At 65.9% G+C, this 13,884-nt stretch carries 13 protein-coding genes and 1 tRNA gene; 5 read left to right on the top strand and 9 right to left on the bottom strand.

Annotated elements, in window-relative coordinates:
* Window positions 1-60: 60 nt before the first annotated feature.
* The gene (locus KHO22_RS14720; protein WP_211947876.1) at window positions 61-1,086 is read right to left on the bottom strand and encodes a TauD/TfdA family dioxygenase; all 1,026 of its coding nucleotides are present in this window, start codon (window positions 1,084-1,086) and stop codon (window positions 61-63) included.
* Between the two features lie 173 nt (window positions 1,087-1,259).
* On the opposite strand from KHO22_RS14720, the gene KHO22_RS14715 reads away from it, so the two are divergent.
* Complete coding sequence (locus tag KHO22_RS14715; protein ID WP_211947919.1) at window positions 1,260-2,183, top strand: LysR family transcriptional regulator; 924 nt, start codon at window positions 1,260-1,262, stop codon at window positions 2,181-2,183.
* Window positions 2,184-2,634: 451 nt separating this feature from the next.
* Here the strand turns inward: KHO22_RS14715 and KHO22_RS14710 are convergent.
* The 6 genes from KHO22_RS14710 to cysS form a co-directional block, all read right to left on the bottom strand.
* Window positions 2,635-2,728 (bottom strand) — tRNA-Ser (locus KHO22_RS14710).
* 132 nt (window positions 2,729-2,860) lie between these two features.
* Entirely contained in the window at window positions 2,861-4,111 is a 1,251-nt protein-coding gene (locus tag KHO22_RS14705; RefSeq protein WP_211947875.1) for an aspartate kinase, read from the bottom strand.
* Between the two features lie 82 nt (window positions 4,112-4,193).
* Complete coding sequence (tilS, locus tag KHO22_RS14700; protein ID WP_211947874.1) at window positions 4,194-5,684, bottom strand: tRNA lysidine(34) synthetase TilS; 1,491 nt, start codon at window positions 5,682-5,684, stop codon at window positions 4,194-4,196.
* Window positions 5,650-6,621, bottom strand: a complete 972-nt coding sequence (locus KHO22_RS14695) for an acetyl-CoA carboxylase carboxyltransferase subunit alpha (protein ID WP_211947873.1) — start codon at window positions 6,619-6,621, stop codon at window positions 5,650-5,652. Before KHO22_RS14695 ends, tilS begins: the two co-directional genes overlap by 35 nt.
* A 115-nt stretch (window positions 6,622-6,736) precedes the next feature.
* The gene (locus tag KHO22_RS14690; RefSeq protein WP_211947872.1) at window positions 6,737-7,507 is read right to left on the bottom strand and encodes a DNA-3-methyladenine glycosylase family protein; all 771 of its coding nucleotides are present in this window, start codon (window positions 7,505-7,507) and stop codon (window positions 6,737-6,739) included.
* Complete coding sequence (gene cysS / locus KHO22_RS14685; protein ID WP_211947871.1) at window positions 7,492-8,880, bottom strand: cysteine--tRNA ligase; 1,389 nt, start codon at window positions 8,878-8,880, stop codon at window positions 7,492-7,494. Before cysS ends, KHO22_RS14690 begins: the two co-directional genes overlap by 16 nt.
* Before the next feature lie 244 nt (window positions 8,881-9,124).
* Between cysS and KHO22_RS14680 the strand changes: the two genes are divergently transcribed.
* From KHO22_RS14680 to KHO22_RS14665, 4 genes are all read left to right on the top strand, one after another.
* Window positions 9,125-9,778: a tetratricopeptide repeat protein gene (locus tag KHO22_RS14680; protein WP_211947870.1), complete on the top strand. Its 654-nt coding sequence runs from the start codon at window positions 9,125-9,127 to the stop codon at window positions 9,776-9,778.
* A gap of 79 nt (window positions 9,779-9,857) precedes the next feature.
* Window positions 9,858-10,445, top strand: coding sequence for a peptidylprolyl isomerase (locus KHO22_RS14675; protein WP_211947869.1), 588 nt, complete (start codon window positions 9,858-9,860; stop codon window positions 10,443-10,445).
* Window positions 10,446-10,469: 24 nt separating this feature from the next.
* A complete protein-coding gene (locus KHO22_RS14670; protein ID WP_211947868.1) occupies window positions 10,470-10,970 on the top strand; it encodes a peptidylprolyl isomerase in 501 nt (166 codons plus the stop codon).
* A 76-nt stretch (window positions 10,971-11,046) separates the two neighbouring features.
* Complete coding sequence (locus tag KHO22_RS14665) at window positions 11,047-11,844, top strand: UDP-2,3-diacylglucosamine diphosphatase (protein WP_211947867.1); 798 nt, start codon at window positions 11,047-11,049, stop codon at window positions 11,842-11,844.
* Between the two features lie 57 nt (window positions 11,845-11,901).
* On the opposite strand, the gene cysE is transcribed toward KHO22_RS14665, so the two are convergent.
* Together cysE and KHO22_RS14655 are read right to left on the bottom strand one after the other, a co-directional pair.
* Window positions 11,902-12,645: a serine O-acetyltransferase gene (gene cysE / locus KHO22_RS14660; RefSeq protein ID WP_211947866.1), complete on the bottom strand. Its 744-nt coding sequence runs from the start codon at window positions 12,643-12,645 to the stop codon at window positions 11,902-11,904.
* A gap of 261 nt (window positions 12,646-12,906) precedes the next feature.
* The gene (locus tag KHO22_RS14655; protein WP_211947865.1) at window positions 12,907-13,785 is read right to left on the bottom strand and encodes an RNA methyltransferase; all 879 of its coding nucleotides are present in this window, start codon (window positions 13,783-13,785) and stop codon (window positions 12,907-12,909) included.
* Between the last annotated feature and the right edge of the window lie 99 nt (window positions 13,786-13,884).

Here is a 13,884-nt window from a genome sequence, read left to right as displayed (position 1 = left end):
GCCGCGGCTCATCGTCATGGTTGGAAGCGTGTACCGGCTCGGCGCCGGGCCGCCCCCCCCTCAGTCGAGCAGCGCAACCTGTACGTCGCGCCGGCCCTCATAGGGATTGCGGCCGTGCCATACCTGCAGGTTGTCGAGGATCATGACGTCGCCGTTGCGCCAGGGCCAGCTATAGGTGAACCTGTCGCATACCGCGTTGATGTGGTCGACCTCCTCGTTGCTGAGCCGCTGTCCGTTGGCGAGGAACATGCCGGTCGGGTACTTCTGGTTCTTGCGCATCTCCGGGTTCAGGACTGCCATCGCGGTGTGGTCGCGGTGCAGGCCCGAGCGGTACAGCTTCGTGCCCGTGACGGGGTGGTTCAGGAAGGGCTCCAGCGTGGCGAAGACCGTCAGCGAACCGTCGTCATGCCACAGCGGCTGCAGGCCGCGGCTCGCGCATCGCGCCTCGACCTCGGCAGGATCTTCGGTGCCGAAGGCATGATTCCAGCCGTACCGGTCCTGGTCTTCATACGACGACTCGACAGTGTCGCTCTTCGGGCCATAGCTCAGTGCCGAGCGAATGCCGATGGCGGCGATCTTCTCGACCAGTTCTGGCCCGATCCCTTCGACGAACTGGCGCGCGTCGGCAATTGTGGTTTCGCCGCCGACGGGCGCGGTGAGCCGGGAGAAGAAGGCGATGCGCCCGGGATAGTGCCTGCGGTACGCCATCTCCGAATGCACGCCGAGCCTGACGCCTGCGTCCAGGCGAGTCGATTCCATCACGCGGCCGGAGATCTGCAGGCGGGGGGCGCGTCCACCGACATAGCCGTCCTGGAACGGGGGGAACTGCTCGACGATGTCGGCAAAGTCCTCGGTCTCCGGTGTGGGAAAGCCGCGCAGCACGATGCCGCCATGGCGGACGATGAGTTGCTCGAGCGCGGGCTTCACCCGTCGCGTCCAGGCGCGGAAGCGGTCGCGGTCCAGCAAGGCCCCGCCCTTCGGCTCGATGAAGAGCGGCGGCTGCCCTGCCGCGCGCTCGTGACATTGGACATCATCGCCCAGGGCGGAGATCAGGCTCGAATCGAGCGCTTCCGGGATCGTATTCATTGCAGTTTTCCTTTGTGTCGGCGGGCGAGGCCCGGCCGCTCTTTGAATTCGGTTCAGACCATGCATGTGTCGGAGGTCAACTGTACGGAGCGAGGGGAACGTCAGTGATTCCCCGTCTGGGCGCGGTGATTCCGATCTGGAATACTGGCAACAGCTCACACCATGGAAGCGATATGCGGACAGACGACCTTCGAGCCTTTATGCTCGTGGCGCAACATGGCAGCCTGCATCGGGCCACCGAGCACATGGGCGTGACGCAGTCCGCGCTTTCCAAGGCGCTCGGGCGGCTGGAAGCGGATGCCGGCATGCGCCTGTTCGAGCGCTCTTCGCGCGGCGTGACGCTCACACTGGTGGGCGAATCGCTGCTGGCGCGCGCGCGGCAGGTGGTGCTGGCCACGCATGACTTCGAACAGGAAATCGAGGCCCAGCGCGCAGCCCGCTCAGGAAAGATCCGGCTTGCGGCGACGCCCTATCTCGTTGCCACGGTGCTGACACCGGTGATTGCGCGGTTCCTCGCGCATCGGCCCCTGGCAAGCTTCGCCGTCGAGACGCGCCTCACGCTGGGCGCGATCCAGGCGCTGCAATCCGGCGAGGTCGACTTCGCCTGCGGCGGACTCACCGCCGACGTGCCGGACGATGTTTGCCGTGCCCCGCTGCAGCCGCTGAACCTGCGCATCGTCGCCCGGGAAGACCACCCCCGGAGACCGGCCTTCAGGACACTGGCCGACCTTGCCAACGAGCGTTGGGCCCTGCCGCAGACCTCGTCGAGCCTTTATCAAGTGTTGGGCCACCAGTTCGCCGAACTCGGCCTGCCGCCGCCGCGCGTCTCGGTGGAATGGACAGGCTCCGGGGTCCCGATTGCCGAATTGCTGCGCAACACGGACCTGCTTGGGCTGCTGCCGCATCGCGCGCTGACGGGGCCGGATGGCCACGGCTTGTGCGTGATTGCCGATGGCGTGAGGCTGCCCGAGCCCGAGGTCGCCCTGCTATGGCGCGACGACGGCTATCTGTCCCCGCTCTGTCTCGAATTCCGCGAGGCGCTGGTGGCGTTCAACCGGGAAGGCGAAATCGACATCACGCACAAGCCCAAAGACTAACCTTGCAGTAGCTCGGGCTTCACTATGGACTGACGCCGAGACAACGCGCAACTCGCACCTCGCACCTCGCAGTGCGACTTCCGTGATGCTTGCCGTGACATCCTGAATGCCAGGATCAGAATGGCTCAAACGCTTCAAGAGGATCCAATAGCTGTATTCGCGCCTCGCCTTCGGCTACGGAGGCAACACAGGGACGTTGGTTCGGTGTCTCGGGAAGGCCCATTTGGATGCAGTTGGATAGCGCCGCAGAAGCAGGTCTTCAACGCATCATCACGCTCGCTAGCGGAAAGCGCTCGGAGCGAATGGCCGAAATGAGCGCGTCTCGGCGTCGCCAATTAGTGCCGAGCCCGGGCTGAGCCACGCCGGCCTTCTTTGCGCGCTGGGATAAGATGGGGGGTACAAAAAACAAAACCCCGGAAGACCGCGATCTTCCGGGGTTCGCCGCCATTGCTGGCGGAGACGGAGGGATTCGAACCCTCGATCCAGGTTTTGGCCCAGATGCTCCCTTAGCAGGGGAGTGCCTTCGACCTCTCGGCCACGTCTCCCAAACTTGCGTTGTCCGAGGGAGCCGAACAACGAAGCGCAAATTCTAGCGACACCTTCGTGGTTGGTCAACGAAAAATCGATCACTCAACACAAAAAATTTCGGCGTCGCCAGAAGAAAACTGACGAACGGATCAGGCCTGTTCCAGTTCGAATGCCTTGTGCAGCGCGCGCACGGCGAGTTCCATGTACTTCTCGTCGATCAGCACCGAGATCTTGATTTCCGAGGTGGAGATCATCTGGATGTTGATGCCTTCTTCGGAAAGCGTGCGGAACATCTTGCTGGCGACGCCGACATGCGAGCGCATGCCCACGCCGACCACCGAGACCTTCGACACCTTCGGGTCGCCCGAAACGTTGGCCGCGCCAACGTGCGGCTTGACGCTGTCGGTCAGCAGCGTCAGCGTGCGCTGGTAGTCGCCGCGCGGCACGGTGAACGTGAAGTCGGTCTTGCCGTCCACCGACTGGTTCTGGATGATCATGTCGACGTCGATATTGGCGTCGGCGACCGGGCCCAGGATCTGGTACGCGATGCCCGGCTTGTCCGGCACGCCCAGAACGGTGATCTTGGCTTCGTCACGGGCAAATGCGATGCCGGAGATGACTGCGGCTTCCATGTTGGAATCTTCCTCAAAAGTGATCAGCGTGCCCGAGTTGATTTCGTTCTCGAGCGGCATGAGCGGGTCGGTCAGCGACGACAGTACGCGGGTCTTCACGCGGTACTTGCCGGCGAACTCCACCGAGCGGATCTGCAGCACCTTGGAGCCCAGGCTGGCCATTTCCAGCATTTCCTCGAAGGTGATCTTGTCCAGGCGGCGGGCGTCTTCGACCACGCGCGGATCGGTGGTGTACACGCCATCCACGTCGGTATAGATCAGGCATTCGTCAGCCTCGATGGCGGCAGCAATGGCCACGGCCGAGGTGTCCGAGCCGCCACGGCCCAGCGTCGTGATGTTGCCCTCGTCGTCGATGCCCTGGAAGCCGGTGATGACCACCACGCGGCCGGCGTCGAGATCGCCAAGGATGCGCTCGTCGTCGATCGACTCGATGCGGGCCTTGGTGTAGGACGAATCGGTCTTCACCGGCACCTGCCAGCCCGTGTAGCTGACCGCGTCGATGTCTTCGCCGTGCAGCGCAATGGCCAGCAGCGCGACGCTGGCCTGTTCGCCAGTCGAGGCGAGCATGTCCAGCTCACGCGGATCCGGCTGAGCCGAAATCTCCTTGGCGAGTCCCAGCAGGCGATTGGTTTCGCCCGACATGGCCGAAGGCACCACGACTACGCGGTGACCGGCGCGGTGCCACTTGGCTACGCGCTTGGCGACATTCTTGATGCGTTCCGTGGAACCCATCGAAGTGCCGCCGTATTTGTGAACGATGAGAGCCATCTTCTTGTCGACGCCAGCGATTGTGCAAAGCCCTTGAAAATACACGAAGCGAGCCCATCAGGCAAGGCGCAGACGCGTTGGACTATGACGGAAAGTGATGTGGGCGACCAGCCCCGGGCTGCTCGCAGCTTGCCCCGATTGCCGCCTGCACCCACTCGACACGCCAGCGCGGCGCGTGCGGCGCTTCGCCCCAGCGGCGGTGCATGCCAAGGCCCGCAGCCATCACCAGCACATCGCCGGCCCACAGCAGCGGCAGCCAGCATCGCCGCCAGCGTGGCACGCCGGCCTCCTGGTAGGCCTGCTTGAGCGCGCGCGCGGGGCCACCGGGTCGAAGCACGATGCGCTCGCCGCCGTGGCGCCCTGCGAGCCGTAGCGGCTGCCGCAACATGGCTTCGGGCACGCCAAAGGTATCGTCGCGCGTGAAGTGCAGTTCGCCGCGCCAGGCCGGCACCACGATGCGCGCCTCGCCACGCCACGAGAACGCCTGAGGCGCGGGCAGCGTGTCGGGCTCGCGCCTGCAGGCCAGGACCCTGCCCTGGAATCTGCGCAGCACCAGGCCGTCATGCGCAATGGCCGGCTCGCCGCCACCGTGGTCGAGCAATTGCTCTCGCATCGCGGCCAGCCTGGCCGTCGACGGCGCACGGGTGCCGAGGTCGCGCAGCCAGAGGCGCAGCACGGCATCGGCATGGGATGCCGGTAATGCGCAAAGGCCCGGCAGGTCCAGCTCGGCCAGTGTGTCGGCATCGCGCCCTGGCACAACCAGGCGCGCCAGTGCGGCGCCTGCCAGGTCGTCGAGCATGCTGGCGGCCTGCGCAAAATGGACCGCGGCCTGCGCAACATTTGCGCGCAACGCGGGAAATGCCTGCTCCAGCTGCGGCAATTGCGCGCGCAGCGCGTTGCGCGCGTAACGCGTGCTGTCGTTGGATGGGTCTTCGATCCACACCAGCTCATGCGAGGCGCAATAGCCATCGATATCGGCGCGCGGCACCTCCAGCCAAGGCCGCAGCAATACGATGTCGGCGTCTTCGTCCAGCCGGCGCGTGGCGGGCATGCCGGCCATGCCCGCCACGCCTGCGCCGCGAAAAAGCCTGAGCAGTACGGTTTCGACCTGGTCGTCGAGATGGTGGGCAAACAGCAGCAGTCCGGCACCGCTTGCGCGGCACATCTCGCCGAGCGCCTCGTAGCGCGCGCGCCGCGCGGCGGCTTCGATGCCCTCGCCCGTGCCGGCTTGCACCGAGACACGCCGCACGAAATAGCCCAGCTGCCAGCGCGCGCACAGCTCCGCGCAGAACCTGTCCCAGTCGTCTGCCTGCGCCTGCAGGCCATGATGCACGTGCAGGGCCACCACGCGGGCCGGCAGGTTCCATGCGGACACCGCGGCCTGCGCGGCATGGAGCAGCGCCACCGAATCGCGGCCGCCGGACAGCGCCACGGCCACCACCATTGCGGCCGGACCGGACCCCGCACCACCAGAAACAACAAAGGCCGCACTGGCCTGGAGGGCCTGTGCGACCTTGTCGGTCAGGCGCTCGGACAAGTCAGTCCTGGACGCCGGTTTCCTTGAACTTGCCATAGGCGAGCAGGCGCTCGTAGCGGCGCGCCTGCAGCTCCTTCACGCTCACGCCCTGGAACTGGCGCAGCGATTCGGCCAGCGAACGCTTGAGCATGGCGGCCATGCCCTTGACATCGCGGTGAGCGCCGCCCAGCGGCTCGCTGACGATCTTGTCGATCAGGCCCAGCGCCTTCAGGCGGTGGGCGGTCAGGCCGAGGGCTTCCGCGGCTTCCGGCGCCTTCTCTGCCGTCTTCCACAGGATCGAGGCGCAGCCTTCCGGCGAGATCACGGCGTAGGTGGCGAATTGCAGCATCTGCACCACGTCGCCAACGGCAATGGCCAGGGCACCGCCCGAACCGCCTTCGCCGATGATCGTGGCGATCAGGGGCACCTTCAGGCCGGCCATCACGTAGAGGTTATGGCCGATCGCTTCGGACTGGCCACGCTCTTCGGCATCGATGCCGGGGAACGCGCCCGGCGTATCCACGAAGGTGAAGATCGGCAGGCCGAACTTGTCGGCCAGTTCCATCAGGCGCTTGGCCTTGCGATAGCCCTCGGGCTTGGGCATGCCGAAATTGCGCATGGCGCGCTCTTTCGTGTCACGCCCCTTCTGGTGGCCGATGACCATGCACGACTGGCCGTTGAAGCGGGCCAGGCCGCCAACGATCGAAAGATCGTCGGCAAAGGTGCGGTCGCCATGCAGCTCGTGGAAATCGGTGAAGATCTCACGCACGTAGTCGAGCGTGTACGGGCGCTGCGGATGGCGGGCGATCTGCGCAACCTGCCACGGGGTCAGGTTGGCGTAGATGTCCTTGGTGAGCTGCTGGCTCTTGCCAGCCAGCCGCGAAATCTCTTCGGAAATATCGACAGCCGAATCGTCCTGCACAAAGCGCAGTTCTTCGATCTTTGCCTCGAGTTCGGCAATGGGCTGCTCAAAATCCAGGAAGGTGGTTTTCATAAAATCACACGTACCTGTCTGTGAAGGGGCGCATTCTACCGGAATTTAGCCGCTATCTTTGCACCGGGCAGATAGCCTTTACTGCACCTGCAGCTACTTTTTGTTACGACTATGCCTAATACGTCACCGGCAACGGGTCGAGACTACGCCACATATACCACGTCGCCACCGTTCGCCAGGGTTCCCAGTTTGCCGCGACTTCGCGCGCCTCGCTACGGGTCACGGGCTCGCCGCTGAAGTAATTGGTCGAGATGGCGTTGATGAGCCCGACGTCATCCAGGGGCAGCACGTTGGGCCGCATCAGATTGAACATCAGGAACATCTCGGCCGTCCAGCGGCCGATGCCGCGGATCTGCGTCAGCTCTGCAATGACGGCTTCATCGTCCATCACCGCCCATTCGCTCACATGGACGCGGCCAGCCTTGAAGTGGTCCGCCAGGTCGGCAATGTACTCGGCCTTGCGCCGCGACAGCCCGCATGCGGCCAGCTTTTCAGGCCCGGCGCGCAGGAACTGCGCAGGCGTCAGCTTCGGGCAGGCGTCGACCAGGCGCTCCCACACCGATTGCGCCGCCTTGACCGAAATCTGCTGACCCACCACCGATCGCGCCAGCGTGATGAACGGATCGCCGCGCGACACCAGATGCGCCGGGCCGTACGTCGGGATCATCTTGCGCAGGATGCGGTCGCGCTTCATCAGGTCGGCACAGGCCTCATCCCAGTACGCCGGGCGTACGGCATCGACGACGGTCTCGACCGGCAGCGGCAATGCCTCGGCTTCCGGCAGCACGACCTTCCCTTCCTTCGCGCTGCCCTTGGCGGCACGGGAAGCGGGGGTCTTGGCCGGCGTGGCGGGCTTGCGCGCGGCAGCGTTCAAGCACGCCTCCATTCGGTCGCACCGCCCGGCTTGTCTTCCAGCACGATGCCCGCGGCGAGCAGTTCCGCGCGGATGCGGTCGGCTTCGGCGAAGTTGCGCCCGGCCTTGGCGGCCTTGCGCGCAGCGATCTGTGCCTCGATCTCTTCCGGCGTGGGGCCATTGGCCTGCTTGCCGCCCTGCAGGAACGTGTGCGGGTCGCGCTCGAGCAGGCCCAGCGTGCCGGCCAGTCCCTTGAGCTGGCGGGCCGCCACGGAGGAGCCGGTCCGGTTGATCTCGCTGGCCAGGTCGAACAGCACCGACATGGCGATCGGCGTGTTGAAGTCGTCGCCCATGGCCTCGGCAAAGCGCTTCGCGTGCGGCTCATCCCAGTCAACGGCATAGCCGCCGGGCTGGGTGTCCTTGAGCGCGGTGTAGAGACGGGTCAGCGCGTGGCGGGCGTCGTCCAGATGGGCATCGCTGTAGTTCAGCGGGCTGCGGTAGTGCGCGCGCAGGATGAAGAAACGCACGACTTCCGGGTCGTACTCCTTCAGCACTTCGCGGATCGTGAAGAAGTTGCCGAGCGATTTCGACATTTTCTCGTCATTCACGCGCACGAAGCCGTTGTGCATCCACACATTGACGAACGGCTTGCCGCTCGCGCCCTCGGACTGGGCGATCTCGTTCTCGTGGTGCGGGAACTGCAGGTCCGCGCCGCCGCCGTGGATATCGAAATGCTCGCCCAGCAGCGTGCAGCTCATGGCCGAGCATTCGATATGCCACCCCGGGCGGCCCATGCCCCACTTCGAGTCCCACTTGCTCTCGGGCGGCTCGCTTGCCTTGGCCGACTTCCACAGCACGAAATCCAGCGGGTCCTGCTTGGCATCGTTGGCCGTCACGCGCTCGCCGGCGCGCAGGTCTTCCACCGACTTGCCGGACAACTTGCCATAGCCATCGAACTTGCGCACCGAGTAGTTCACGTCGCCATCGGTCGCCTGGTAGGCAAGGCCCTTCGCTTCGAGCTTGCCGATCAGGTCGAGCATCTGCGGCACGTAGTCGGTTGCGCGCGGCTCGTGGTCCGGGCGGACGATGCCCAGCGCGTCGGCATCCTCGTGCATGTACTGGATGAAGCGCGTGGTCAGCTGGCCGATCGTCTCGCCGTTCTCGGCCGCGCGGCGGATGATCTTGTCGTCGATATCCGTGATGTTCTGGACGAAGGTCACCTCGTAGCCCGCGGCGCGCAGCCAGCGGTGCACCATGTCGAACACCACCATCACGCGCGCGTGGCCGACGTGACAGTAGTCGTACACGGTCATGCCGCACACATACATGCGGACCTTGCCGGGTTCGATGGGCACGAATGGCTGTTTCTCACGCGCGAGCGTGTTGTAGATGTTCAGAAGCTGCATGAAGCAATGAGTGTGATGTGAGGTGCCTGCCGGCACGCAGTCGTCCGGCCCGCGACGGCGTCGTCGGGCCCGGCGCGATGGTGCACGCACAAACACCGGAGCCCCATATCTTACCGGAAGCGCCTTGCCGCCACGCACTGCGAGCGCAGCCCCCGGCGGCGCCCCGGCGCGGCCGCATGCACGCGCGTCGTGCCAGCTGTGCCGCTTTGCTAGAATGCCGCGGAGTATAACGGACCCTCCTTCAATGAGCCTGACCCTGCCCACCGAGCGCCTCGCCCCAGCGCGCCGCGCCATGACCGCACTGGCCGTCCTTGCCGCGCTGGCAGGCACCGCCCATGCGCAGAACGGCCCGCTGTCCCTGGCCGCCCCGACCGCGCCGCCATCGGGCCCGCGCTCGGCCGATCCTGGCATGGCCAAGGCCGAACGCGCCGCCGCCGGCAAGCGCTACGACGAAGCCATTTCCAGCTACGACCGCGTGCTGGCCACCAACCCGCGCAATGCGCAGGCCCGTTTCGAGCGCGCCTGGGCCATGGCGCAGGCTGGCCGCGAGGACGAGGCGATCCAGGCCTTCGCCGAAATGGCGCAGGACTTCCCCGAACTGCCCGAGCCGCACAACAACCTGGCGCTGCTCTACGCGAAGCGCGGTGACCTGAAGCGCGCGGAAGCGGAGCTGCTGCTCGCCACGGAGGTCAAACCCGCCTTTGCCGTTGGCTATACCAACCTGGGCGACGTCTACCGCCGCCTGGCCGAACAGGCCTATGCCGAGGCCGTGCGCCGCAACCCTGGCGACGTGCGCGCCAGCTCGGCGCTGCGTCAGTTGCGGCCGGCCGGAAACCCGGCAGGCCCGGCGTCCCCGGCTGTGATCCACGCGCCTGCCAGCGCCCCGGCCGCACGCTGATACCGCCAAGCCCCTTTCCTCTTCCGTCGCCGGGCCGCCAACGCCCGACGCAATCTTCAAGACTACCGGAGCCGCAGTCATGATCCGTTCCCGCCGCATCCTCCTGGCCGGCCTGAGCGCCGCCGCACTGGCCCTGTCCGCCCTGCCGTCCATGGCCCAGCAGACGCAGAAGGCCGAACGTGTGCAGTTCGTCACCAGCCAGGGCAAGTTCACCGTCGAGGTCTATCCCGACGCGGCGCCCAAGACCGTCGCCAACTTCATGGAGTACGTGAAGAGCGGCTTCTACAGCGGCACCATCTTCCATCGCGTGATCAATGGCTTCATGGTGCAGGGCGGCGGTTTCGACCGCGAGATGAAGGAGAAGGCCACGCGCGCGCCGATCCCACTGGAGGCGCAGAACGGCCTGAAGAACAAGGCCGGCACCGTTGCCATGGCACGCACCGCCAACCCGAATTCCGCCACCGCGCAGTTCTTCGTCAATGTGGTGGATAATCCGAATCTCGACTACCCGCAGCCGGACGGCAACGGCTACGCCGTATTCGGCAAGGTGGTGGAAGGCATGGATACGATCGAGAAGATCAAGAACGTGCCGACCACGGCCTACGGCCCCATGCGCAATGTGCCGGCCGCGCCCATCGTGATCGAGTCGGCCAGCATCATTCAATAAACACACCGTACAGAGGAAAGCCCCATGTCCAAGGTCCAGCTCCAAACCAACCAGGGTCTCATCACCATCGAACTCGACGCCGAGAAGGCTCCGAAGACGGTCGAGAACTTCCTGTCGTACGTCCGCAAGGGCCACTATGACAACACCATCTTCCATCGCGTGATCAAGAACTTCATGATCCAGTGCGGCGGCTTCGAACCCGGCATGAAGCAAAAGGGCACCGACGCCCCGATCGAGAACGAAGCCGGCAACGGCCTGAAGAACGACAAGTACACCGTGGCCATGGCGCGCACCAATGCGCCCCACTCCGCCACGGCCCAGTTCTTCATCAACGTGGTCGACAACGACTTCCTGAACTTCAGCTCGCCGACGCCGCAGGGTTTCGGCTATGCCGTGTTCGGCAAGGTCGTCGAAGGCACCGACGTGGTCGAGCAGATCAAGGGCGTGCGCACCGGCAGCTCGGGCTTCCACCAGGACGTGCCGCTGGAAGACGTGGTGATCGAAAAGGCCGTGGTCGTCGAGTAAGTACGCGACCCATGCCTCACGATTGCGGCTTCATGCAGCCTCTCCTGCCGGCAACCACACCGTTCGGGCCGCGCGCATGACCGCAATCCCCACCACGCCGGTGGCCGGTCCCCTCGAGGTACAGGCGCCGGCGTGGTTCATTTCCGACCTGCACCTGACCCCGGGCATGCCCCGCACGCTGGCCGCGTTCGAGCGCGTGCTGGAGCGCGCCGCCAAAGAGGCCCGCACGCTCTTCATCCTGGGCGACTTCTTCGAGTTCTGGGTCGGAGACGAAGAGACCAGCTCCCCGTTTGCCACGCAGGTGGCGATGGCGCTGCGCGCGCTGGCCGGGCGCGGCGTGCCGGTCTACCTGATGCACGGCAACCGCGACTTCCTGTTGGGCAAGCGCTTTGCCAGCGCTGCGGGCGTAACCTTGCTGCCCGACCCGACTGTCATTCTCTGCGCCGGCCAGCGCGTCGTGCTGAGCCACGGCGACATGCTGTGCACCGATGACGAGCGCTACAACCGCTTTCGACGCTGGACCCGCAAGCCCTGGGTGCAGCGAGTGTTCCTGGCCCTGCCGCTGTCGGCACGGCTGGCGGTGGCGCGGCGCCTGCGCGCCGACAGCGAAGCCGGACGCCTGCGCCAGCTCGAGCAGGGCCTGCCGACCCAGGTCGTATACGGCGATGCCACGCCGGCCGCGGTGACGGCACTCCTTGAAGCCTGCGATGCGCGGCTGCTTGTGCATGGCCACACGCACCGACCCGCCCGACACCAGGACGTCTCGAGCGTGCGCTGGGTGCTGACCGACTGGGACCTCGACGGCAGCCATCCGCGCGCCGCGGTGCTGCAACTGGACGAGGGCGGCTTCCAGCTGCTACCGCAGACAGCATAAGGGGCAGCCCAGGCTGCCCCTTATTGTCTTCCCGATTCCGTCTTCCCGCTTCCGCGCTTACTTCATCAACCTGCGCAGTTCGCTCGCGTCGAAGCGGTCGTTCGGCGTGTTCTCCAGGTGCTCGCCCAACCGATCCAGCGCGGCCAGCACGGCCTCGACGCGATCGTTCTGCTTGGCCGCATTGTCGATCAGGCCCTTGAGCGCGAGCGAGACCGGATCATCCGCGTTGGGCGTGATGCCATACGCGGAGAACTCCTGCTTCGCGCCTTGCTGCGATGTGGGCGCATCAGCCAGGATGATGCGGGCCGGCACGCCCACGGCTGTCGCGCCAGGCGGCACGGGCTTGAGCACGACGGCATTGGAGCCGACGCGCGCCCCAGCGCCCACCTCGAAGCCGCCGAGCACCTTCGCACCGGCACTCACCACCACATTGGCGCCCAGCGTCGGATGGCGCTTCTGCCCCTTGTACAGCGACGTGCCGCCCAGGGTCACGCCCTGGTAGATGGTGCAGTCGTCGCCGATCTCCGCGGTTTCGCCGATCACCACGCCCATGCCGTGGTCGATAAAGACGCGGCGGCCCAGCTTGACCGCCGGGTGAATCTCGATGCCGGTGAGAAAGCGCGACCAATGCGAGATCCAGCGCCCGAGCCAGTGGAATCCGGCATTCCAGCAGGTATGGGCAAAGCGGTGGAACACCACGGCATGCAGGCCGGGATAGCAGGTCAGGACTTCAAGGCGGCTGCGCGCGGCGGGATCGCGCAGCATGATGGTGTCGATATCTTCCTTCAGGCGAGAGAACATCTTGGTCGTGTCGTGTTGCCGCGCCGTGCGCCGGCCACGACGGCATCTGCCGTGGGCTCGGTCGCCGGCGGGGTCATTGGCCGGTGAAAACGGGATCAGGGAGTGTAAGAGATTTGCTGCCCCGATGCCGCCAGGGTCATTGGCTTCGACGCGTGTTCAACATCGCCCGGACAGCTGCACGCGGCCAGCCCCCGGACTGCGCGCGCCATGGCGCATCGCTGCGGGAAAATGCGGGACCTGGGCCGGGTTGTGCGCCACCGTTCAGTGCTCCTCTTGCCGGGACGGCGCTGCCGGCCCGGATTGCTCTGGCTTGCCGGTACTCTTTCGCACCGCCACCAGCATGTGCTTGGCAATACCGCGCAGGATATTCACTTCCTCGCGCTCCAGCCCCGCACGGGCCAGCAGACGCCGCAGGCGCGACATCAGCTTGCGCGGATTGCCGGGATCGAGGAAGCCGATCGCTTCCAGCCCCTGCTGCAGGTGTCCGAACATCGATTCGACCTGCTCCGCCGTTGCCGGCTCACCAGCATAGCCGATATTGCCACTGTCGTCCGGCGCGCCTTGCACGCGATCCAGCAACGCCAGGCGCATCTCGTACGCGATGAGCTGCACCGCCTGGGCCAGGTTGAGCGAGGTATAGGCGGGATTGGCCGGGATATGCGTCACCGCCGCGCAGCGCTCGACGACTTCGTTGGGCAGGCCATAGCGCTCGTTGCCGAACACGAACGCGACTTCGTCTTCGGCGCGCGTGGCCAGTGCTGCGGCGCCGCGCGCAGCGGCGTCGCGCGGCAGCACGCGCGGCGGGCCGAACTCGCGCTGTCGCGCGGTCATGGCCACGGTCTGCGTGGCACCCTCCAGCGCGGCCTCGATGCTGTCGACGATCACCGCGCCGGCCAGCACGTCATCGGCGCCGCTGGCCATGGCCACCGCGTCCGGATGTTCACGCACGGCCGGCTCGCGTGGCGAAACCAGCACCAGGCTGCCGAAGCCCATGGTCTTGATGGCGCGCGCCACCGAGCCGACATTGCCGGGGTGGCTGGTCTCCACCAATACAAAGCGCACGCGGGCGAACATCCCGTCCGCGGGCGTGGTCGCTGTGGCCGTTCCGACGGCCTGGCTCGTGTCGTTTGCCGGATTCATATACAATTCAGCTTCATTTTTGGCGCGGCGCCGATATTTTGCCTGCTCGCGAGAAGCTTGCGGCACATATGGCGACGCCCCACGTTCTTCTACAATTCG

The sequence above is a fragment of the Cupriavidus yeoncheonensis genome (assembly GCF_905397275.1).
GTDB classification, from domain to species: domain Bacteria; phylum Pseudomonadota; class Gammaproteobacteria; order Burkholderiales; family Burkholderiaceae; genus Cupriavidus; species Cupriavidus yeoncheonensis.
This window is presented reverse-complemented; position numbering and strand designations above follow the sequence as displayed.